Origin of the sequence: Pseudomonas sp. WC2401, from assembly GCF_041200115.1 — a bacterium.
Taxonomy (GTDB): Bacteria; Pseudomonadota; Gammaproteobacteria; order Pseudomonadales; family Pseudomonadaceae; genus Aquipseudomonas; species Aquipseudomonas fragi.
The window spans coordinates 601,723-622,469 of the sequence record NZ_CP165623.1; the positions used below are offsets into that span (position 1 = coordinate 601,723).

Sequence of the window (20,747 nt, forward strand, 5' to 3'; positions counted from 1 at the left end):
GCCATCAGAGGGTAGCGGCAACCCAATGGTTCCGTGCAAAGCGATTTACGCTTCGTCGATCAGGGCTTCAACCTTGAGGATTTGCGCTTGCAGCGTCGCCATGTCGGCGCAGCGCAGGTTGGCATGACCGACCTTGCGGCCGACCTTGAACGCCTTGCCGTAGTGATGCAGATGGCAGTCGGCAATGGCAATCACCTTCTCAACCGGCGGCACGCTGCCGATAAAGTTGAGCATGGCGCTTTCGCCCACCTTGGCCGTCGAACCCAGCGGCAGGCCAGCAATGGCGCGCAAGTGGTTTTCGAACTGGCTGCACTCGGCGCCTTCAGTGGTCCAGTGCCCGGAGTTATGCACACGCGGGGCGATTTCGTTGGCCTTGAGGCCACCGTCGACTTCAAAGAACTCGAACGCCATCACGCCGACATAATCCAGCTGCTTGAGCACACGGCTGGAGTAATCTTCAGCCAGGGCCTGCAGCGGGTGATTGGTGCTGGCAACCGACAGCTTGAGAATGCCGCTGTCGTGGGTGTTGTGTACCAACGGGTAGAACTGCGTTTCGCCATCGCGACCGCGCACGGCAATCAACGACACTTCGCCAGTGAAAGGTACAAAACCTTCCAGCAGGCACGCCACACTGCCCAGCTCGGCAAACGTATCCACTACATCAGCAGCGGTGCGCAGCACTTTCTGGCCCTTGCCGTCATAGCCCAGGGTGCGGGTCTTGAGCACGGCAGGCAGGCCGATGCTGGCCACTGCTGCGTCCAGGTCTGCCTGGGACTGGATGTCGGCAAATGCCGGCGTCGGAATGCCCAGGTCCTTGAACATGCTTTTTTCGAACCAGCGGTCGCGAGCAATGCGCAGCGCTTCGGCACTCGGGTACACCGGGACGAATTGCGACAGGAAAGCCACGGTTTCAGCCGGAACGCTTTCGAACTCGAATGTTACCAGGTCGACTTCGTCAGCCAACTGGCGCAAATGGTCCGGGTCGCTGTAGTCCGCACGCAAGTGCTCGCCCAACGAGGCGGCGCAGGCATCGGGTGCCGGGTCCAGGAAAGCGAAGTTCATGCCCAGCGGAGTACCCGCCAGGGCCAGCATGCGGCCCAGTTGGCCGCCACCGATTACACCGATTTTCATCGTCAGAAACCTCAGGCTACGCGCGGGTCTGGATTGTCCAGCACGCTGTCTGTCTGTTCAGCACGGAATGCTTTCAAAACGGTATGGAACTGCGGGTGCTTGGCGCCCAGGATGCTCGCCGACAGCAGCGCCGCGTTGATCGCGCCCGCCTTGCCGATGGCCAGGGTGGCGACCGGAATGCCCGCAGGCATCTGCACGATCGACAGCAGCGAGTCGACGCCCGACAGCATGGCCGATTGCACTGGCACGCCCAGTACTGGCAAATGGGTCTTGGCGGCACACATGCCTGGCAGGTGGGCTGCGCCACCGGCACCGGCGATGATGACCTCGATCCCGCGGCCTTCGGCCTCTTCGGCATACTGGAACAGCAGATCCGGAGTGCGGTGGGCAGAGACCACTTTCACTTCGTAGGGAATGCCGAGTTTTTCCAGCATATCGGCGGTGTGGCTGAGGGTGGACCAATCGGACTTGGAGCCCATGATCACGCCTACCAGTGCACTCATCGTCGCGCCTCTTCTCTTGGGCGCCCGCAGGCGCGTCAAAAAACAACAAGCCACGTGGAGGATCCGACGTGGCTTGTTATAGGAATTAAGGCCGGTCAAGCCAGCCGAAGGCCGCGCAGTATACCCCAAACATGTGCCTTGAAAGCACCTTTGGCGACCATCTGTCTTGACCGGCAAAAACCGCCCGGACGCCCGGTTTTATTGACTCTTAGGTCAGGGTAAAAAATCGGTTCAGGTGGGCACTGGTGCCTGGCCGGTCGGGTTCTCCAGCTTGCGCCACAACAACCGCACGTTGGCCTTGCGCACCAGGGCACAGCGGTACAGGCGAATCTCCAGCGGCACATGCCATTGCGGGCCACCGCACACCACCAGCTCGCCCCGCGCCAGCTCGGCACGCACGCTCAAATGTGGCACCCAGGCAATACCCAACCCTTCGAGCGCCATGCTTTTAAGGCTGTCGGCCATCGCGGTCTCATAGATAGTGGTAAAACGCAGGCTACGCTGGCGCAGCAGCAAATTCACCGAGCGGCCCAAAAACGCCCCGGCGCTATAGGCCAGCAACGGCACACTGGCATCGCCTTCCAGGTCGAACAACGGCTTGCCGTCGGCATCGGCCGCGCACACCGGGAGCATTTCGGTATTACCCAGGTGCAGGGACGGGAAAATTTCCGGATCCATCTGCAAGGCCGCATCAGGATCGTAAAAAGCCAGCATCAAATCGCAGCCGCCTTCGCGCAAAGCATGCACGGCGTCTCCGACGTTAGTCGCAACCAGCCGTGTGGCGATGTTCAGCCCTTCATTGCGCAATTGGGCGATCCAGCGCGGGAAAAATCCCAGTGCCAGGGAGTGCGCCGCAGCCACTTGCATGACCTCGCCCTGCCCGCCTTCGAGGTGATGCAGGTGACGCAACACCTCACCCAACTGCTCGACCACGGTGCGCGCCGTGACCAAAAACAGCTGACCGGCCGCAGTCAACTCCACCGGGGTGCGGGAACGATTCACCAAGGTCAGCCCCAGCGCCGCTTCCAGGCTGCGAATACGCCGGCTGAAAGCCGGCTGAGTGACGAAGCGGCGCTCTGCTGCCTGGGAAAAACTGCGGGTCGCAGCCAAGGCACTGAAGTCCTCCAACCATTTACTTTCGAGATTCATCGAGTCCTCCCGGACGCGCACCAAAATGGGTCACACGCTCGACGCGCCTGCCGCGTCACGTCGCTATTATGCCGTTTATGCATAGGATAGTGTTTAAAGGCATTGGCCCAAAATAGACTGCAGGCCTAGGATTCGCAGCGTTCCGGCCCAGACCGGGTTCATATCGAGATGATTTCTATCATGTCCTCCGCTGCATCTTTCCGTACCGAAAAAGACCTGCTTGGCGTACTCGAAGTACCCGCTCAAGCGTATTACGGCATCCAGACCCTGCGAGCGGTGAACAACTTCCGTCTCTCGGGCGTTCCGATTTCGCATTACCCGAAGCTGGTTGTGGGCCTGGCCATGGTGAAACAGGCCGCTGCTGACGCCAACCGTGAGTTGGGTCATCTCAGCGATGCCAAGCACGCTGCCATCAGCGAAGCCTGTGCACGTCTGATCCGCGGCGATTTCCACGAAGAGTTCGTGGTGGACATGATTCAAGGCGGCGCTGGCACTTCAACCAACATGAATGCCAACGAAGTCATCGCCAACATCGCGCTGGAGGCCATGGGCCATCAGAAGGGCGAATACCAATACCTGCACCCGAACAACGACGTCAACATGGCGCAGTCGACCAACGACGCCTACCCGACGGCCATCCGTCTGGGCCTGTTGCTGGGTCACGACGCACTGCTGGCCAGCCTCGACAGCCTGATCCAGTCGTTCGCGGCCAAAGGCGTCGAGTTCAGCCACGTCCTGAAAATGGGCCGTACCCAGCTGCAAGACGCCGTGCCGATGACCCTGGGTCAAGAGTTCCGCGCCTTCGCCACGACATTGAGTGAAGACCTGGCCCGCCTGAAAACCCTGGCGCCAGAGCTGCTGACTGAAGTGAACCTGGGTGGCACCGCCATCGGTACCGGCATCAACGCCGACCCGCGCTACCAGATGCTGGCCGTGAACCGCCTGGCGACCATCAGCGGTCACCCGCTGGTACCGGCTGCCGACCTGATCGAAGCCACTTCCGACATGGGCGCCTTCGTACTGTTCTCCGGCATGCTCAAGCGTACCGCGGTCAAGCTGTCGAAGATCTGCAACGACTTGCGCCTGCTGTCCAGCGGCCCACGCACTGGCATCAACGAAATCAACCTGCCAGCACGTCAGCCAGGCAGCTCGATCATGCCAGGCAAGGTCAACCCGGTTATCCCGGAAGCCGTCAACCAGGTGGCGTTCCAGATCATCGGTAACGACCTGGCCCTGACCATCGCCGCCGAAGGTGGCCAGCTGCAACTGAACGTGATGGAGCCGTTGATCGCATTCAAGATCTTCGACTCGATCCGCCTGCTGCAACGCGCCATGGACATGCTGCGCGAGCACTGCATCACCGGCATCACGGCCAACGAAGCGCGCTGCCGTGAACTGGTCGAGCACTCGATTGGTCTGGTGACTGCACTTAACCCGTACATCGGCTATGAAAACGCCACCCGCATCGCCCGTATCGCTCTTGAAAGCGGCCGCGGCGTGCTGGAACTGGTGCGCGAAGAAGGCTTGCTCGACGACGCCATGCTCGACGACATCCTGCGCCCGGAAAACATGATTGCTCCGCGTCTGGTGCCTCTCAAGGCCTGATGCTGTAACACGCTCAACGCTCACCAGGTCGAGGGACTAGACACCTCTCACCTTTTGAGGGCTTGCAGACACGTCTGCAGGCCCTTTTTTTTGCCTGTTATTCGATGCCTGCTCCCACAAGAAATGAAGCCAAATCAGGCATATTTAGAGGTCATATCTGACAACTCACACATGAAAATTCAGTCACTTATGCAGACGCTTCCCACACTCCTAGGTATAGTGCCGGCCCTCTTCCTGTGCCCGGCCCCAGCACCAGCGGCCATCGTCAGCACGGAAACAGCATCGTAAACCAAGCAGCAACATGGCCAGGGTCGCCTTGATCGCCTACGTTTATGCCTTGCTCAAGCAGGTGTAACGCGATATTTCGACCCGCCCGTGTTGCCATCAGATAAAAACAGCGAGGAATAATCCATGCTTGAAGTCATCAATGACTTCCTCTCAGGGAAAGTGCTAATCGTGCTCATGGTCGGGCTCGGTGGCTACTTCACGATCCGCTCGCGTTTCGTTCAGTTTCGTTACTTCCTGCACATGTTTTCGGTATTCAAGGACAGCCTGCGCAGCAGCGCCGGTGAGTTGAGCTCGTTTCAGGCATTGATGCTGAGCCTGGCCGGCCGTGTGGGCGCGGGCAACATTGCCGGCGTCGGTATTGCCGTGACCCTGGGCGGCCCCGGTGCCGTGTTCTGGATGTGGGTGACCGCACTGGTCGGCATGTCCAGCAGCCTGATCGAATGCTCCCTGGGCCAGCTGTACAAGCGTCGGGACTCGGAAGGTCAACTGCGCGGCGGCCCTTCCTTCTATATGAAGTACGGCCTGGGCAAAGCCTGGATGGGTAAACTGATGGCAGTTTTGCTGCTGATCACCTTCGGTTTTGCCTTCATGGGCCTGCAAGCTCATGCCGTGACCCACTCGTTGCAAGACGCCTTCGGCTTCAAGGTCAACTACTCGGGCCTGGCCATCGCCATCCTGCTGGGTCTGGTGTTCATCGGCGGTATCAAACGTATCGCTTCGGTGGCTGACCTGCTGGTACCGGTCAAGACCCTAGCCTATATCGCGGTCACCCTGTATGTGATCGTGCTGCAATTCGACCATGTGCCCGCCATGCTGGGTCATATCGTTAAAAGCGCCTTCGGCCTGGACCCGGTGTTCGGTGGTCTGATCGGCAGTGCAATCGTGATGGGCGTCAAACGTGGCGTGTTCGCCAACGAAGCCGGTCTGGGCAGTGCCCCGAACGTGGCCGCCGTGGCCGATGTTGAACACCCGATCGCCCAAGGCGTGGTGCAGGCGTTCAGCGTATTCCTCGACACCTTCGTGATCTGCACCTGTACGGCCTTGCTGATTCTGTTGTCGGGTTTCTACACCCCGGGCTTTGAAGGCGACGGCATTGCCCTGACCCAGAACTCCCTGGCAGCCGTAGTGGGTGAATGGGGTCGTGTGTTTATCAGCGTGGCCCTGGCCCTGTTCGTGTTCACCTCGATGCTCTACAACTACTATCTGGGCGAGAACAACCTGCGCTTTTTGGTTGGCGAAAGCCGCAAGGCGCTGATGGGTTATCGCGCCCTGGTACTGGTGCTGATCTTTTGGGGCTCGATCGAGAACCTGCAAACGGTCTTCGCCTTTGCCGACATTGCCATGACCATGCTGGCCTTCGTCAACCTGGTTGCCCTGGCGATGCTGTTCAAGATTTGCATGCGCGTGCTCAAGGATTACGATGACCAGCGCCGCGCGGGGATCAAGACACCCGTGTTCGATTCCAGTAAATTTCCGGACCTGGATCTCGATCTGAAGGCCTGGCCGCCAAAGCCGGCCACCAAGGCCGAAGACACACAACGCTGATACTTGACGCGGCGGTTCTCCAGAACCGCCGCGTTTTTGCTTATGGGGACTCAACAATGACCGCAGCCACTCATCACACCGCCCAACGCGTCAGGGTGCTCTACACCGGCGGCACCATCGGCATGCAGGCCAGCGCCAGCGGCCTGGCGCCAGCCTCGGGTTTTGAAGCGCGCATGAGCGAGCACCTGGCCAGCCAACCGCAGTTACAAGTACCACAGTGGTCCTTTCGCGAAATGAGCCCGCTGATCGACAGCGCCAACATGACCCCGGCCTACTGGCTGCGCCTGCGGGCCGCGATCATCGAAGCCGTGGACAAGGATGGCTGCGATGGCGTCCTGGTCCTGCATGGCACTGACACGTTGGCCTACAGCGCTGCGGCCATGTGCTTTCAACTGCTGGGCTTGCCGGCGCCGGTGCTGTTTACCGGCTCCATGCTGCCAGCCGGCGTACCCGACAGCGATGCTTGGGAAAACGTCAGTGGTGCCTTGCAGGCGCTGGGCCAGGGCCAGCCGCATGGTGTGCAGCTGTACTTTCACGGCAAGCTGATGGCACCCACACGCTGCGCCAAAGTGCGCAGCTTTGGCCGAAACCCATTTGTGACACTGACACGCAACGGCGGCGGAGCCAGGGCGACTTCCCTCCCGGCCGAACTGGCCTACAGCCACCCCAAACATGAGGCCAACGTGGGCGTGTTGCCGCTGGTGCCGGGCATTGGCGCGGCCCAGCTCGACGCCCTGCTCAACAGCGGAATCGAGGCCCTGGTACTGGAGTGCTTCGGCAGCGGCACCGGCCCCAGTGACAACCCGGACTTTCTCGCCAGCCTGCAACGGGCGCAGGAAAACGGCATCGTGGTTGTGGCTATCACCCAATGCCATGAAGGCGGTGTGGAACTGGACGTGTACGAAGCAGGCAGCCGCTTGCGTGGGGCGGGCGTACTCTCGGGCGGCGGCATGACCCGCGAGGCCGTGTTCGGCAAGCTGCATGCGTTGCTGGGCGCCGACCTGCTCCTGGCTGAAGTGCGCCGGCTGGTCGAACTGGATGTGTGCGGGGAGCTGGCGTAAAGGCCCATACCTCACCCTGTGTAGCCGCTGCCGCAGGCTGCGATGGACTGCGCAGCAGGCCCGCCTTGATTGAAGGTCCTGCGGCCCTTATCGCAGCCTGCGGCAGCGGCTACAGGTTTGATGTACATCCCCCGGCACACAACTTGCTCGTTTCCTGCACCTCTCAGGCAGGAAACGGGCATGCTCCACTCTCATCTCACCACGCTCAACGCCGTCTCGCTGGTGCTTAGCACCTTCAACGCCGAAGGCCTGCCCAGCGAAGCGCTGTTGGCCGGTAGCGGTATCCGCGCAGCGGACTTGAGCCGTGCAGACACGCGCATCACCACCAACCAGGAAATGCGCGTATGCGCCAATGCCGTAGCCCTGCGCCGCGAAATCGGCCTGGAACTGGGGCGACGTATGCATGTGTCGTCCTACGGCATGCTCGGTTACGCCTTACTCACCAGTGCCACCTTAGGTGACGCATTGCGTCTGGCTTTACGCTACCCGGCGCTGCTGGGAACACTTTTTGAGCTGAGCCTGGAGGTCGAAGGCGAACAGGTCTGGTTCTGCGCCAATGGTTATGCCGAGAACCCGCAAATGGCGGTGTTCAATACCGAGCTGTGCCTGGCCTCGCTCAAGGTCATTTGTGAAGACCTGCTGGGCCAACGGTTGCCACTATCAGGGGCACGCTTTGCCCACAGCGCACCGGACTACCACGCCCGCTACGGGCTAAGTTTCGATTGCCCACGCCAGTTCGAGGCCCACGGCAATGGTTTTGCCTTTGCCAAAAGCTGGCTCGACCAGCCTTTGCCACTGGCCGACACCGTCACCCATCAGGCGATGGCCGAGCGCTGTCGCAAACAGAATCTGGAATTCACCGGGCGGCAAACCTGGCTGGAGCGTATTCGTCAGTTACTGGCTGCACAACTGCATGCCGCCCCCGGGCTTGAAGGCCTGGCCGAACAAATGAACTGCTCGCCACGCACACTGCGCCGGCATTTGCACGATGTGGGCTGCAGCTACCAGACACTGCTCGACGACCTGCGCTTTGAGCGAGCCAAGCTGCTGCTCAACGACACCGAATGGCCCATCTACCAGATTGCCGAAGCCCTGGGCTTCAGTGAAACCGCCAGCTTTCGCCATGCGTTTGTGCGCTGGAGCGGGGTCGCACCCAGCCAGTTTCGAGCCTGATTCAGGGGGCCAATTGCGGTCAGCTATTTTGGCCGTATCCATCTCGTTTTGGCCGCTCCTGCCGTTCTCTCAAACGCCCTGCGCCGCAAAACTGTAAGCCAGCGCTCAAGCCTTGGGAGAACAAGAACATGCTGACGATCTATTCGGACGATCATCACCTGCATCATGGCCGTTGTGAGTTGATGGACGGGCAACTGATGCCCTGCTTTGAAATGCCCTCTCGCGCCGACCATATTCTGCAACGTGTCCAGACTCGTGAACTCGGCCCCGTGCGTGCGCCTCAAGATTTTGGCCGTGGGCCTGTCGAGCGAATTCACAGCAGTGCTTATCTGGATTTTTTCCAGGGTGCGTGGGATCGCTGGACCGAACATGGCCGCGATGGCGACTTGCTGCCCTACACCTGGCCCGCCCGAACCTTGCGCGCCGTACTGCCCACCAGCCTGCACGGCCAGTTGGGTTATTACAGCTTCGACGGCGGCGCACCTATTACCGCAGGCACTTGGCAAGCGGCCTACAGTGCTGCGCAAGTAGCCCTGACGGCTCAAGCTGAAATTCAAAACGGCGCCCACAGCGCTTTCGCACTTTGCCGCCCGCCGGGTCATCACGCCGCCAGCGACCTGATGGGTGGTTACTGCTACCTGAACAACGCCGCCATTGCCGCCCAGGCCTTTCTCGATCAGGGCCGCAGCAAGGTGGCGATCCTCGACGTGGACTACCATCACGGCAATGGCACGCAGTCGATTTTCTATGACCGTAATGACGTCCTGTTTACCTCAATCCACGGCCATCCTGAAGCCGAGTTTCCGTTCTTTTTGGGCTATGAAGACGAGCTGGGTGAAGGGCCGGGTGAAGGCTTCAATTTTAATTACCCACTGCCCGCAGGCTCGGCCTGGGACCGCTGGAGCGCAGCGCTGGAATTGGCCTGCGCCGAGATTGAGCGTTACGACGCTGATGTGATTGTGGTTTCCCTGGGTGTGGATACATTCAAGAACGACCCGATCTCCCAGTTCAAGCTCGACAGCCCGGACTACCTGCGCATGGGCGAGCGTATTGCGCGGCTGGGTAAACCGACCTTATTTGTGATGGAAGGCGGTTACGCGGTTGAAGAAATCGGCGTGAATGCGGTGAATGTGCTGGAGGGGTTTGAACGCGCGCAATGAGCAAGCCCGCCCTGTGGGAACGGGCTTGGTCGCGCTTCAGGCGGCGGGGTTTGCCCGGATTGATGCGCTGATGCCATCGCGGGCAAACCCGCTCCCACAAGTTCAATGCCCGCCATTCCACACCTTGCCCAGCCGCTCCAGCGCCGCCTTGATTTCCACCTCCGGCACTGCTGCAAATCCCAGCACCAAACCGGCGCGGTTATCCACAGGCTCGACCGAGTCTTGCTGCCAATAACTGCTCAGCCCGTTGATTTCCACGTCCACCGCCCGGGCCTGCGCCAGCAGTTCCTGCTCACGGGCCAACCCCGCAACCGGCACAGCCACATGCAACCCGGCAGCAATCGCCGGCATCGCCCCAACCCCCGCGACATCCCGTGGCCAGTTGGCCAGCAACACATCGCGGCGGCTCAACGCCGCACGACGCATCCGGCGGATATGCCGTTGAAAATGCCCCGCCGCCATAAATTCGGCCATTACCGCCTGGGTGCTGACCTCCGAATGACGCATATCCAGCGAGCGGCGCCGGGCAAAAGGCTCTGTCAGCCCCTTGGGCAGTACCAGGTACCCCAGGCGCAACGCCGGAAACGCCACCTTGCCGAAGGTACCCACATAAATCACCCGCCCGCTGCGGTCCAAAGCCGCCAACGGGGCCAGCGGCGCGCCGCTGTAGCGGTACTCGCCATCGTAGTCGTCCTCGACAATCCAGCCTTGCGTGCGCTCGGCCCAGGCCAGCAGCTCCAGGCGCCGGGCCAGGCTCAGGGTGACTCCAATGGGGTATTGATGAGAAGGCGTTACATAGGCCAGCCGACAGTTGTTCAAGTGCGCCAGCGCTGAACAGTCCATACCGTCCTGATCCACCGCCACGCCCTGCACATTCGCCCCGGCAATCGCAAAGGCATAGGCCGCTGCGCGATAGCCGGGGTTTTCCACAGCCACCCCCTCGCCGGGCTCCACCAGCAGCTGTGCACAAAGGCTAATTCCTTGCTGCGCGCCACTGGTGATCAAAATTTGTTCAGCCGAGCACGATAAACCCCGCGAAGTACGCAAATAGGCCGCGATCAACCCACGCAGTCGCTCATCGCCAGCCGGGTCGCCATAACACAGCTGTTGCAAGTCCGGCTTACGCCAAAAAGCCGCCTGCAGCTTGCTCCATACCTCGAAAGGGAATAAGTCGAACGCCGGAACTCCCACTCGAAAAGCACGCGGAACGCCGCTTGGAGGCAGGTCAAGCGCGTGCTCGGCAACCCTGCTTAGCGCTGTACTGTGGATAACTTTACTGGATGTAATTACAGGTATTTCGGCTGATTTTGTGGATAACCCTGGGGATAAGCTTGTTGAAAACCCTGTGGATAAGTTGGTGGACAACTTTTTCAGGGGCAGGGCTTTGGCTGGCAATTTTGCGACATAGGTGCCGTCCCCAACCCTCCCCTCAATAAAACCTTCGGCATACAACTGGTCATAGGCCCGCACCACGCTATTGCGGGAAATCCCCAGGGCGCTCGCCATGTCACGACTGGCAGGCAAGCGCGAGCCGCCACTCAAGCGGCCATCCAGCACGCGCTGGCGCAATGCCTGATACAGCTGGCGGCTCAGGCCCTTTTTCGGATCAAGCTCGATGCCGGCAGGGTTGAAGGCAATGGACAGCGCTGAATCACTCATGGATTGGACCTATGAAAATGACCATTAATGGCTCTTACAACCAACCAATAGCCTGCCTAGGATGAAGCCATTCGCCAAGGATAATTTCCATGTACGTACCCCGTGCCTTCGCCGTAGACAACATCGAAAGCCTGCACCAGCAGATGCAGGCCTGCCCCCTGCCCGTCCTGGTCACACACACCAGCCAGGGCTTGCTCGCCAGCCATGTGCCTTTGCTGTTGGCGCCGGACGAAGGCGCGTACGGCACGTTGTACGGGCACCTTGCCCGCGCCAACCCGCACGGCAAGGCACTGGCGCAAGGCAGCGAGAGCCTGGTGATCTTCGCCGGCGAGCAGGCCTATATCAGCCCGTCCTTTTACCCGAGCAAGGCCGACCACGGCAAAGCCGTGCCCACCTGGAATTACCTGGCCGTACATGCCTATGGCACGGCCGAGGTATTCGAGGATGCCGAGCGCTTGCTGGCGCTGGTCAGCCGCCTGAGCAGCCAACACGAAGCCGGGCGCCCCGCCCCTTGGGCGGTCAGCGATGCACCAGACGACTATATCGACAGCATGCTCAAGGCCATTGTGGGTTTTCGCCTGCCCATCACTCGCCTGCAAGGCAAACGCAAACTCAGCCAGAACCGCGACGCCGCCGACCAGGCCGGCGTGCGCCAGGGCCTGCTGGCCAACAGCAACCCGCAAGACCACGCACTCGCTCATTTAATGGTTAAGGAATAACTGAAAATGACTCAAATCCAGATCAAACCCGCCACCGCCGCCGATCGCGAACAGTGGCTACCGCTGTGGCAGGCCTACCTGCGCTTTTACAAGACCGAACTGTCCGATGACATCACCCAGTCCACCTGGTCGCGGTTCCTCGATCCGGCAGAACCGACCACCCTGGCTCTGGCCTGGCAAGGTGATAAAGCAGTGGGCATGGTGCAGTGCGTTTATCACCGCACCAACTGGAGCATCAAAAACGCCTGCTATCTTCAAGACCTGTTTGTCAGCCCCGAGGTGCGCGGCAAGGGCGTTGGGCGCCAGCTGATCGAACACGTATATGGCGCCGCCCACGACAAGGATTGCTGCAAAGTTCATTGGCTTACCCAGGAAACCAACACCACGGCCATTCAGTTGTATGAGCGCATTGGCGAGCGCCCCGGCTTTATTCAGTTTCGCAAAACCTTGTCATAAATAAGGAACGCGCAATGCCCGACTCTCTAGAACACTGGCTGGCGGCCAGAACACCGGATACCCGCACCCTTGAAGGACGATTCATTCGTCTGGAAAAGCTCGACCCCGCACGTCATGGCGATGAACTATGGCTAGCCTTACAAGGGCCAAAGGCCGATCCCAAGCTTTGGGACTACTTGCCCTACGGCCCCTTCAATGAGCGGCCGGCATTTGATGCCTGGCTGCAAAACCATGCTGCCAGCCGCGACCCACATTTTTATGCCGTTATCGACAAGTCGAGCGGTGAGGCACAAGGCCTGCTCAGCCTGATGTGCATCGTCCCGGAACACGGGCGCATCGAGATCGGCCACGTTGCCTTTGGCGCCCCCATGCAGCGCTCGCCCAAAAGCACCGAGGCCGTCTACCTGCTGGCCAGGGAAGCCTTCGCCCTGGGCAACCGTCGTCTGGAGTGGAAGTGCAACAACGACAACACTCGCTCAAAGCGTACAGCAGTACGATTGGGGTACACATACGAAGGCGTATTCCGACAGCACATGTTGGTCAAAGGCAAGAATCGTGATACCACATGGTACAGTATCATTAGTACGGAATGGCCCGCAGTAGCGGTAGGGTTCGAAAAATGGCTGGCACTGGATAACCAACCAGAAAGCGGCCAAATAAAGACCCTGGAAGAATGCCGGGGCAAAGCTGTATAAAATTTGATCAGTGCGCCCAACAAGGACTGTTGGGCGTTTTTGCGTGAGAAGAGGGTTTAAAATTTTCGCGGCAAGCGAACCACGCCCATTTGCAGGCCGAAGGGCTTGAAGACTGCGTTCATGGATTTAAGCGTGGGGTTGCCTTCGTCGTGCTCGATTTGAATCAGGGTCCGCACCGAGATTTTGCACATGCGGGCAAACTGCGTTTGCTGCAATCCGGTCACGTTTACGCGAAATCGCTTTACCGCCTCGCCCAGGGTGATGCTGCCCTGGGCCAGCGCAGCCTCGATACTTTCAATCATCAACTGGCGTGCATCAATGCTGAGCGTCATTTCAAACCCCACTGGCGCAGGCGTTGGTCGAGGTTTTTGAGGGCAATTTGCGGATGATTCATTGTCAGCTCCGGCAAACCCTCGGCGCGAAGCAAATCAGGCAGTGCCCGTAACTGCTCGGCATCGGCACGCAGGCGCTCAAAAGCCGCTTGCGGCTCAATAAGCCCGCCTATCGACTCACAGGCGGCACGCCAATCAACTTGCCCTGCACGCTCTACATCCCGCGACCACTTGGTCGTGCGCGTAATGCCTTCGCTATCCATCACCATTGGGGCCAAGTCATAGATTGGCGCGAGGCGAAATGAATCAACGCCACGGATGAGCGCAGTGTTGCGACCATGGTTATCGCTATTGCCGAGGATTTTGTTGAGCAGGTCGCGGCGCAGGTATTCGGCCACCAGATCTGCAATCTGGTCTTGCTGGCCGGCCTGCTTCCAGAGCGCAACCAACAGCTCAAGCACCTCAAGGTGCGTCATGTCGCTGCCAGGCTCAGTGACTTGCGCGAGGGAATATACAGATTCCACAGCAAGCCTCTCGACGCCTTGCGCTGTGACCTTGCGATCAAAGCGCTGCATCCACAGGCTTGGCTTGCGCCCTTCCTCCAGCGCCAGCCCCTGGACAGGAACAGTCTCGATACCCAACTTTTGCAGGGCCTTGTAGTACATGAATTCGCTGCGCAGGATGGTGCCATCCAGCTCCAGTGCCTGGTTACGCGCAAACTTGATAAACCAGTGCTGCCTGACACCAGCGTCTGCCAAAGTGGCATCGGGGTACAACAGACCGTCTGCGCCCTCAGCCATCAACAACTTGGGCGCCTCGCCACCCGCCCCTGTGGCACCGCCAATTGCAGCGCCCTGCTCGTGAGCGTATTCAAGGAAGCTGTTGTCGCGTTCAATCACGTCCTGACGGGAGAAGCCCAGCGGGGCAAACATATCCAGCCGCTGAAACGACTCTTTTATACGCAGGTGACCTATTGGCGCAGGCGTGCTGTGGCCGAGCAAAAATAAATCAATGCTCAGGCCCTCAGGCTTTTCCCGCCCTATTTGCTTAATCAGGATTTTTTTTGCCGCGCCTGCTGGCGCGATATCGTGCAGAAAAGCCGGGGCCTTTTTCAAGACTTGTGCATCCCACCCAAGCGGCAAGCGAGCACTCACCGAGCAGAGAAAGGGGCTTTCGATGGCCTCCAGGTTTTGCACAAGGTAATCCTGCTTGTACCCCAAGCGGCAGGGGCCATCCAGGTCTTTATCCGGCGCAGGAAAAACCAGCGTCATTGCGTCCTGCCATTGGCCGGCGCTGTAGAGCTGAAGGGTTAGCTGAAACATGCTTGCACCTGCATTTTAATGCACTTCATAGACATAAAATGATTATATAAGTGCAATATAGTGCAGTTTAATAGTTTTTCCAGTCGATAAAATGTATTTAAATGCAGATTCAGGATCAATGAAACTTCACCAGCTGTATTAAATTGCAGGCAAAAAAAAGGGGAGCACATGCTCCCCCGAGGTTTAAAGCGTTTACATCAAAGGCACTATCAGGCTTCGATTTCGATCAGAATTTCGCCCGGGTTAACACGGTCGCCCTTGATAACGTGGATGGTGACGATTTTGCCTGCGATGCCGGCCTGGACTTCAGTTTCCATTTTCATGGCTTCAGTGATCAGTACCGACTGGCCAGCCTTGACCACATCGCCTACAGCGACCAGTACATCAACGATGTTGCCCGGCATTGCCGTGCTCACATGGCCTGGCTCGCTGGCCTGCTTGCGCTTGCTTGAGGTGCCGCCAACAAATTCGTTGAGCGGTTCGAACACCACTTCTTCCGGCATGCCATCGATGGACAGGTAGAAGTGACGCTTGCCCTCAGCCTTGACGCCCACACCGGTGATGTCAACGCGATAGCTCTCGCCGTGCACGTCGATCACGAACTCGGTCGGCACGCCTTCACCGCTCGCCTTGGTCACACCGCCCGCCTCAGGGATAGGCAGCAACACTTCCGGAGTCAGGGTGCCGGCAGCACGCTCCTCAAGGAATTTACGACCGATGTCCGGGAACATGGCGAAGGTCAGCACGTCTTCTTCCGACTTGGCCAGGGCACCAATTTCAGCACGCAACTTGACCATTTCTGGCTTGAGCAGGTCTGCAGGACGTACGTCGATCAATTCTTCGTTGCCAATGGCCTGACGACGCAGTTGCTCGTTGACCACCCCCGGCGCCTTGCCGTAGCCGCCTTGCAGGTAAAGCTTCACTTCGTTGGTGATGGTTTTGTAACGCTCGCCGGCCAGCACGTTAAAGAACGCCTGGGTACCGACAATTTGCGAGGTCGGCGTTACCAGCGGCGGATAACCGAGGTCTTCGCGCACACGCGGGATTTCGGCCAGCACTTCGCTCATGCGGTTCAGCGCGCCCTGCTCTTTGAGCTGGTTGGCAAGGTTGGAAATCATCCCGCCCGGCACCTGGTTGACTTGCACGCGGGTGTCGACGGCGGTGAATTCGCTTTCAAACTGGTGATACTTCTTACGCACGGCGTAGAAGTACATGCCGATTTCCTGCAACAGCGACAGGTCGAGGCCAGTGTCGTATTCGCTGCCCTTGAGGGCGGCAACCATCGACTCGGTGCCCGGGTGGCTGGTGCCCCACGCGAAGCTGGAGATCGCGGTGTCGATATGATCGGCGCCGTTTTCGATCGCCTTGAGCTGGCACATGGCAGCCAGACCCGCAGTGTCGTGGGAGTGAATAAAGATCGGCAGGGTGATTTCGGCTTTCAGCGCCTTGACCAGTTCGCCAGTGGCGTACGGGGTCAGCAGGCCGGCCATGTCCTTGATGGCGACCGAGTCGCAGCCCATCGCTTCCATTTGCTTGGCCTGGGCCACAAACGCCTCGGTGGTGTGTACCGGGCTGGTGGTGTAGGCGATGGTGCCCTGGGCATGCTTGCCAGCGGCCTTGACGGCCTCGATGGCCACGCGCAGGTTACGCACGTCGTTCATGGCGTCAAAGATGCGGAACACGTCGATACCGTTAACCGCCGCCTTGGCCACGAACGCCTTGACCACGTCGTCGCTGTAATGGCGATAGCCCAGCAGGTTCTGACCGCGCAGCAGCATTTGCAGGCGGGTGTTGGGCAAGGCGGCACGCAGTTGGCGCAGACGCTCCCACGGGTCTTCCTTGAGGAAGCGCACGCAGGCGTCAAAGGTGGCGCCGCCCCAGACTTCCAGCGACCAGTAGCCGACCTTGTCGAGCTTGTCGCAGATCGGCAGCATGTCTTCGGTGCGCATGCGGGTGGCCAGCAGCGACTGGTGGGCGTCACGCAGGATGGTGTCAGTTACGAAAATCTTCTTGCTCATTATTCTTTTCCTCACAGGCCTGCGTGGGCGGCGATGGCGGCGGCGATGGCCAGGGCCAGCTCTTCGGGTTTGCGCTTGATCGAGTAGTTGGTCAGCTCAGGGTGGCTTTCTACGAAGCTGGTGTTGAACTGGCCACTACGGAATTCCGGGTTACGCAGGATTTCCTGGTAATACGCGGCGGTGGTTTTGACCCCTTGCAGACGCATGTCGTCGAGGGCGCGCAAACCACGGTCCATCGCTTCTTCCCAGGTCAGGGCCCACACCACCAGTTTCAGACACATGGAGTCGTAATACGGCGGGATGGTATAGCCGGTGTAGATCGCCGTGTCGGTACGCACACCAGGGCCGCCGGGCGCGTAGTAACGGGTGATCTTGCCGAAACTTGGCAGGAAGTTGTTTTTCGGGTCTTCGGCATTGATCCGGAACTGCAGGGCAAAGCCGCGGTGTTGCACGTCTTCCTGCTTGATCGACAGCGGCAGGCCGGAGGCGATACGGATTTGCTCACGGACAATGTCGATGCCGGTGATTTCTTCGGTGATGGTGTGTTCCACCTGCACCCGGGTGTTCATCTCCATGAAGTACACCTCGCCTTCGGCGAGCAGGAACTCCACGGTACCGGCGTTCTCGTAACCCACGGCCTTGGCTGCACGCACCGACAGGTCGCCGATATAGGCGCGCTGTTCAGGGGTCAGCTGAGGGCTTGGGGCGATTTCGATCAGCTTCTGGTTGCGACGCTGGATCGAGCAGTCGCGCTCAAACAGGTGCACCACATTGCCAAAGCTGTCACCGAGGATCTGCGCTTCGATGTGCTTGGGGTTTACGATGCATTTTTCCAGAAACACTTCGGCCGAACCAAAAGCCTTGGTAGCTTCCGAGATCACCCGCGGGAAGGCTTGCTCCAGCTCTTCACGGCTGTTGCAGCGACGAATGCCGCGACCGCCACCACCCGAGGTGGCCTTGAGCATCACCGGGTAACCAATGCGCTCGCCTTCAATCAAGGCTTCGTGGATGTCGGCAACGTTGCCTTCAGTGCCCGGCGTAACCGGAACACCAGCCTTGATCATGCTGCGGCGCGCTTCAGTCTTGTCGCCCATGCGGCGAATGACTTCAGCGGCAGGGCCGATGAACTTGATCCCGCGCTCGGCGCAGATATCAGCCAATTCAGCATTTTCTGACAGAAAACCGTAACCGGGATGCAAGGCATCACAACCGGTTTCAACGGCCAGGTTAACCAGCTTGCGCGGGTTCAAATAACCGGCCAGCGGGTCTTCGCCGATATTGTGTGCTTCGTCAGCGCGCTTGACGTGCAAGGCATGCCGATCAGCTTCGGAATAGACCGCTACAGAGCGAATCCCCATCTCGGCGCAGGCACGCACGATGCGGACGGCGATTTCTCCGCGGTTGGCGATCAGGATCTTTTTTATCACTTGGAATCTTCCTAAAGCCCATGGAACAAACGACCTGCTAGACCAGGTCGGGACGTGTCCAAATGTGTCTGAACCGTTGTGTTGTCACACTAGACCTGCGCAGCGATAAACAAAAATCAATAATTCTTGGGTCGTTCATAAGTAACAACTTATAGTCAGAGCACTTGCCGCTTCGGATAATTTTATAAAAATGCGTAAGTCATTGATGCGTATCACTTTTCGCCAATTGCAGGTGTTTAACGAAGTCTGTGATTTGCGCTCTTACAGCCGCGCCGCAGAAGAAATGTCGCTGACGCAACCCGCCGTAAGTCTACAAATTCGTCAGCTTGAAGAGCTGATTGGCCAGCCTTTGTTCGACTACGTTGGCAAAAAGCTGTACATGACCGAGGCCGCTGAAGCGCTTCAGTTGGCCAGCCGGGATATTTTCGGCCGCCTGGAAAACCTCGACATGCAGCTTTCCGACATGCTCGGGTCATTGCAGGGGCAGCTAAAACTGGCGGTGGAGTCGAGTGCGAAATATTTTGTGCCGCATCTGTTTGCTGCCTTCAAGCGCCAGCACCCGGAAGTCAATTTGCAACTGACCGTGGTCAACCGGGCGCAGGCCGTTCGTCGGCTATCCGATAACCGCGACGATCTGGTGATCATGTCGATGGTGCCCCAGGACATGGGCCTGGAGTTTTTGCCGTTTTTGAATAACCCGATTGTGGCCGTTGCACCTGCCGAACACCCGCTGTGCATGCAAGGGCCGCTGCGGTTGCAGGATCTTGAGCCGTATACCCTGCTGATGCGCGAACAGGGTTCGGGCACGCGCATGGCGTGTGAGGAGTATTTCAAGGAGAAGCGCGTGCACTTCAATCAGACGCTGGAGGTCTCGTCCAACGAGTCTCAGCGCGAATGTGCGGTGGCCGGGTTGGGCGTGGCGCTGTTAACACGCCACGCCGTCAGCCTGGAGCTGGCGACCGGCCTGCTGCGCGAGCTGCCGGTCGAAGAATTGCCGTTGTACCGCAGCTGGTGCGTGGTGCAGGCCAAGGCCAAGCGACTGTCGCCGGTGGCGCATGCATTTCTGGGGTTTATTCGCAGTGAGCGCCTGCAGATCAGCGCGCTGGTTGAGCGCTTCGACGGCCACTTGCCGACGCAGCCTGCCAATAGTTGATCGATCCCAGGTCGGGGTAGTCAGAGGTTTCCAGGCGCAGTTGGCGCTGGCTCGTATGGTCTTCAATCGCACGACGGAAGGCCATGCGGCGCTGGTCTTCTTGCTGACGGCGGGTTTTGACGGCGCTATTGCGTTCTTCGTAAGGCTGAGCCATTTCGAGTCTCCCAAGGCGTGTACGGGAGTTTCACGATGGACTATGTTTGTGACGGCTTTGCGAAGCCTGGATGACAGGGGGATGAAATTGCTTGGCGATCAAGAGCACCCTCACCCCAACCCTCTCCCGGAGGGAGAGGGAGCTAACCGGGTAAATTTCGGATTCAACGCAGCCACTTCAGACGGCCATAAAACTGCAACACCCCCCAATCAGTCCCCTCTCCCTCTGGGAGAGGGTTAGGGTGAGGGCGCTTTTAATCTTCGTGGCTTTTCAGCGACTTGGGCGACAGGCGCAAGCTGCGCAGGCTGCGCTTGACGCTCTTGAGGTGGTTGACCAGGCTCGGGCCGCGGGCCATCGCAACACCCATCGCCAGCACGTCAATCACCACCAGGTGGGCAATGCGCGAGGTCAGCGGGGTGTAGATTTCGGTGTCTTCATGCACATCGATCGCCAGGTTGACGGTCGCCAGTTCTGCCAGCGGCGTCTGGCTCGGACACAAGGTGATCAAGGTCGCGCCGCTTTCACGCACCAGGTTGGCGGTGATCAGCAAGTCTTTGGAGCGGCCCGACTGGGAAATGCAGATTGCCACGTCGGTGGGCTTCAAGGTCACCGCCGACATCGCTTGCATATGCGGGTCGGAATACGCCGCAGCGGTCAGCAACAAACGGAAAAACTTGTGCTGGGCATCTGCCGCTACTGCACCCGACGCACCAAAACCGTAGAACTCGACCCGCTGTGCTTGCGACATGGCCGTTACCGCACGCTGCAAGGCGACCGGGTCGAGCTTCTCGCGCACGTCCATCAGGGTGTGCAGCGTCGTGTCGAAAATCTTCAGGCTGTAGTCCGCAACCGAATCGTCTTCGTGGATCGCGAACTGACCAAAACTGGCCCCTGCCGCCAGGCTTTGCGCCAGCTTGAGCTTCAAGTCCTGGAACCCCGAGCAGCCTATCGCACGACAAAAACGCACAATGGTGGGCTCGCTGATACCGACGCTGTGGGCAAGGTCGGCCATGGAACTGTGCATTACAGCCGCAGGATCAAGCAGCACGTGATCGGCGACCTTGAGTTCCGATTTACGTAACAGGTGGCGTGACTGGGCAATATGTTGCAGCAGGTTCAAAGGGCAGGACTCGGTCTGTAAGCGGCGGGTGCCGGGGATGTAGCAATCTTGTAGTTATACTACAAGAATTCGTTTTC

At 59.3% G+C, this 20,747-nt stretch carries 19 protein-coding genes; 9 read left to right on the forward strand and 10 right to left on the reverse strand.

From position 1 onward, the window contains the following. Positions 1 to 45: 45 nt before the first annotated feature. From AB3G35_RS02610 to AB3G35_RS02620, 3 genes are all read right to left on the reverse strand, one after another. Positions 46 to 1,131: a 5-(carboxyamino)imidazole ribonucleotide synthase gene (locus tag AB3G35_RS02610; protein WP_169845769.1), complete on the reverse strand. Its 1,086-nt coding sequence runs from the start codon at positions 1,129 to 1,131 to the stop codon at positions 46 to 48. An 11-nt stretch (positions 1,132 to 1,142) separates the two neighbouring features. Beyond that, a complete protein-coding gene (gene purE, locus AB3G35_RS02615; protein WP_016782937.1) occupies positions 1,143 to 1,634 on the reverse strand; it encodes a 5-(carboxyamino)imidazole ribonucleotide mutase in 492 nt (163 codons plus the stop codon). Positions 1,635 to 1,865: 231 nt separating this feature from the next. After that, entirely contained in the window at positions 1,866 to 2,783 is a 918-nt protein-coding gene (locus AB3G35_RS02620; protein WP_016782936.1) for a LysR substrate-binding domain-containing protein, read from the reverse strand. Positions 2,784 to 2,963: 180 nt separating this feature from the next. On the opposite strand from AB3G35_RS02620, the gene aspA reads away from it, so the two are divergent. The 5 genes from aspA (at position 2,964) to AB3G35_RS02645 (ending at position 9,615) form a co-directional block, all read left to right on the forward strand. Beyond that, a complete protein-coding gene (gene aspA, locus AB3G35_RS02625) occupies positions 2,964 to 4,388 on the forward strand; it encodes an aspartate ammonia-lyase (protein WP_016782935.1) in 1,425 nt (474 codons plus the stop codon). Between the two features lie 411 nt (positions 4,389 to 4,799). Continuing rightward, complete coding sequence (locus AB3G35_RS02630; RefSeq protein WP_088378555.1) at positions 4,800 to 6,221, forward strand: sodium:alanine symporter family protein; 1,422 nt, start codon at positions 4,800 to 4,802, stop codon at positions 6,219 to 6,221. 56 nt (positions 6,222 to 6,277) lie between these two features. Then, positions 6,278 to 7,282 carry an asparaginase gene (locus tag AB3G35_RS02635; RefSeq protein ID WP_134050397.1) on the forward strand — a complete coding sequence of 335 codons (1,005 nt, stop codon included), beginning with the start codon at positions 6,278 to 6,280 and terminating at the stop codon, positions 7,280 to 7,282. Between the two features lie 180 nt (positions 7,283 to 7,462). Next, positions 7,463 to 8,455 (forward strand): AraC family transcriptional regulator, encoded by a 993-nt coding sequence (locus tag AB3G35_RS02640; RefSeq protein WP_169870269.1) that lies wholly within the window; start codon positions 7,463 to 7,465, stop codon positions 8,453 to 8,455. Between the two features lie 128 nt (positions 8,456 to 8,583). After that, positions 8,584 to 9,615, forward strand: a complete 1,032-nt coding sequence (locus tag AB3G35_RS02645; RefSeq protein WP_016782931.1) for a histone deacetylase family protein — start codon at positions 8,584 to 8,586, stop codon at positions 9,613 to 9,615. 102 nt (positions 9,616 to 9,717) lie between these two features. Here AB3G35_RS02645 and AB3G35_RS02650 read toward each other — a convergent pair whose 3' ends face one another. Continuing rightward, complete coding sequence (locus tag AB3G35_RS02650) at positions 9,718 to 11,274, reverse strand: PLP-dependent aminotransferase family protein (RefSeq protein WP_369782280.1); 1,557 nt, start codon at positions 11,272 to 11,274, stop codon at positions 9,718 to 9,720. Positions 11,275 to 11,363: 89 nt separating this feature from the next. Between AB3G35_RS02650 and AB3G35_RS02655 the strand changes: the two genes are divergently transcribed. Genes AB3G35_RS02655 through AB3G35_RS02665 form a run of 3 tightly spaced genes read left to right on the forward strand, consistent with a single transcriptional unit; the run spans position 11,364 to position 13,144 of the window. Then, the gene (locus tag AB3G35_RS02655; RefSeq protein WP_369782281.1) at positions 11,364 to 11,993 is read left to right on the forward strand and encodes an FMN-binding negative transcriptional regulator; all 630 of its coding nucleotides are present in this window, start codon (positions 11,364 to 11,366) and stop codon (positions 11,991 to 11,993) included. A 6-nt stretch (positions 11,994 to 11,999) separates the two neighbouring features. Next, positions 12,000 to 12,449 carry an N-acetyltransferase family protein gene (locus tag AB3G35_RS02660; protein ID WP_369782282.1) on the forward strand — a complete coding sequence of 150 codons (450 nt, stop codon included), beginning with the start codon at positions 12,000 to 12,002 and terminating at the stop codon, positions 12,447 to 12,449. A 14-nt stretch (positions 12,450 to 12,463) separates the two neighbouring features. Continuing rightward, positions 12,464 to 13,144, forward strand: a complete 681-nt coding sequence (locus AB3G35_RS02665; RefSeq protein WP_369782283.1) for a GNAT family N-acetyltransferase — start codon at positions 12,464 to 12,466, stop codon at positions 13,142 to 13,144. A 56-nt stretch (positions 13,145 to 13,200) separates the two neighbouring features. Here AB3G35_RS02665 and AB3G35_RS02670 read toward each other — a convergent pair whose 3' ends face one another. The 4 genes from AB3G35_RS02670 to AB3G35_RS02685 all read right to left on the reverse strand — a co-directional run bounded on the left by AB3G35_RS02670 (position 13,201) and on the right by AB3G35_RS02685 (position 18,243). Continuing rightward, positions 13,201 to 13,476, reverse strand: a complete 276-nt coding sequence (locus tag AB3G35_RS02670; protein ID WP_095005390.1) for a helix-turn-helix domain-containing protein — start codon at positions 13,474 to 13,476, stop codon at positions 13,201 to 13,203. Next, a complete protein-coding gene (locus AB3G35_RS02675) occupies positions 13,473 to 14,798 on the reverse strand; it encodes a HipA domain-containing protein (RefSeq protein ID WP_369782284.1) in 1,326 nt (441 codons plus the stop codon). The genes AB3G35_RS02670 and AB3G35_RS02675 overlap by 4 nt, the downstream gene beginning before the upstream one ends. Positions 14,799 to 15,007: 209 nt before the next feature. After that, the gene (gene oadA, locus AB3G35_RS02680) at positions 15,008 to 16,816 is read right to left on the reverse strand and encodes a sodium-extruding oxaloacetate decarboxylase subunit alpha (RefSeq protein ID WP_016782926.1); all 1,809 of its coding nucleotides are present in this window, start codon (positions 16,814 to 16,816) and stop codon (positions 15,008 to 15,010) included. Positions 16,817 to 16,827: 11 nt separating this feature from the next. Continuing rightward, positions 16,828 to 18,243, reverse strand: coding sequence for an acetyl-CoA carboxylase biotin carboxylase subunit (locus AB3G35_RS02685; RefSeq protein WP_016782925.1), 1,416 nt, complete (start codon positions 18,241 to 18,243; stop codon positions 16,828 to 16,830). A 190-nt stretch (positions 18,244 to 18,433) separates the two neighbouring features. Between AB3G35_RS02685 and AB3G35_RS02690 the strand changes: the two genes are divergently transcribed. Further along, complete coding sequence (locus AB3G35_RS02690; protein ID WP_029611661.1) at positions 18,434 to 19,396, forward strand: LysR family transcriptional regulator; 963 nt, start codon at positions 18,434 to 18,436, stop codon at positions 19,394 to 19,396. Here the strand turns inward: AB3G35_RS02690 and AB3G35_RS02695 are convergent. Both AB3G35_RS02695 and hexR read right to left on the reverse strand, forming a co-directional pair. After that, positions 19,338 to 19,550, reverse strand: a complete 213-nt coding sequence (locus tag AB3G35_RS02695) for a PA3496 family putative envelope integrity protein (protein ID WP_029611660.1) — start codon at positions 19,548 to 19,550, stop codon at positions 19,338 to 19,340. The two genes, AB3G35_RS02690 and AB3G35_RS02695, sit on opposite strands and share 59 nt — an antisense overlap. A gap of 253 nt (positions 19,551 to 19,803) precedes the next feature. Further along, positions 19,804 to 20,670, reverse strand: coding sequence for a transcriptional regulator HexR (hexR, locus tag AB3G35_RS02700; RefSeq protein ID WP_016782922.1), 867 nt, complete (start codon positions 20,668 to 20,670; stop codon positions 19,804 to 19,806). Positions 20,671 to 20,747 lie beyond the last annotated feature (77 nt).

What these genes read in the sequence shown, in the direction of transcription:
- AB3G35_RS02610 (WP_169845769.1), bottom strand. Translation starts at nt 1,131, where the DNA reads ATGAAAATCGGTGTAATCGGTGGCGGCCAACTGGGCCGCATGCTGGCC.
- purE (WP_016782937.1), bottom strand. Translation starts at nt 1,634, where the DNA reads ATGAGTGCACTGGTAGGCGTGATCATGGGCTCCAAGTCCGATTGGTCC.
- AB3G35_RS02620 (WP_016782936.1), bottom strand. Translation starts at nt 2,783, where the DNA reads ATGAATCTCGAAAGTAAATGGTTGGAGGACTTCAGTGCCTTGGCTGCG.
- aspA (WP_016782935.1), top strand. Translation starts at nt 2,964, where the DNA reads ATGTCCTCCGCTGCATCTTTCCGTACCGAAAAAGACCTGCTTGGCGTA.
- AB3G35_RS02630 (WP_088378555.1), top strand. Translation starts at nt 4,800, where the DNA reads ATGCTTGAAGTCATCAATGACTTCCTCTCAGGGAAAGTGCTAATCGTG.
- AB3G35_RS02635 (WP_134050397.1), top strand. Translation starts at nt 6,278, where the DNA reads ATGACCGCAGCCACTCATCACACCGCCCAACGCGTCAGGGTGCTCTAC.
- AB3G35_RS02640 (WP_169870269.1), top strand. Translation starts at nt 7,463, where the DNA reads ATGCTCCACTCTCATCTCACCACGCTCAACGCCGTCTCGCTGGTGCTT.
- AB3G35_RS02645 (WP_016782931.1), top strand. Translation starts at nt 8,584, where the DNA reads ATGCTGACGATCTATTCGGACGATCATCACCTGCATCATGGCCGTTGT.
- AB3G35_RS02650 (WP_369782280.1), bottom strand. Translation starts at nt 11,274, where the DNA reads ATGAGTGATTCAGCGCTGTCCATTGCCTTCAACCCTGCCGGCATCGAG.
- AB3G35_RS02655 (WP_369782281.1), top strand. Translation starts at nt 11,364, where the DNA reads ATGTACGTACCCCGTGCCTTCGCCGTAGACAACATCGAAAGCCTGCAC.
- AB3G35_RS02660 (WP_369782282.1), top strand. Translation starts at nt 12,000, where the DNA reads ATGACTCAAATCCAGATCAAACCCGCCACCGCCGCCGATCGCGAACAG.
- AB3G35_RS02665 (WP_369782283.1), top strand. Translation starts at nt 12,464, where the DNA reads ATGCCCGACTCTCTAGAACACTGGCTGGCGGCCAGAACACCGGATACC.
- AB3G35_RS02670 (WP_095005390.1), bottom strand. Translation starts at nt 13,476, where the DNA reads ATGACGCTCAGCATTGATGCACGCCAGTTGATGATTGAAAGTATCGAG.
- AB3G35_RS02675 (WP_369782284.1), bottom strand. Translation starts at nt 14,798, where the DNA reads ATGTTTCAGCTAACCCTTCAGCTCTACAGCGCCGGCCAATGGCAGGAC.
- oadA (WP_016782926.1), bottom strand. Translation starts at nt 16,816, where the DNA reads ATGAGCAAGAAGATTTTCGTAACTGACACCATCCTGCGTGACGCCCAC.
- AB3G35_RS02690 (WP_029611661.1), top strand. Translation starts at nt 18,434, where the DNA reads ATGCGTAAGTCATTGATGCGTATCACTTTTCGCCAATTGCAGGTGTTT.
- AB3G35_RS02695 (WP_029611660.1), bottom strand. Translation starts at nt 19,550, where the DNA reads ATGGCTCAGCCTTACGAAGAACGCAATAGCGCCGTCAAAACCCGCCGT.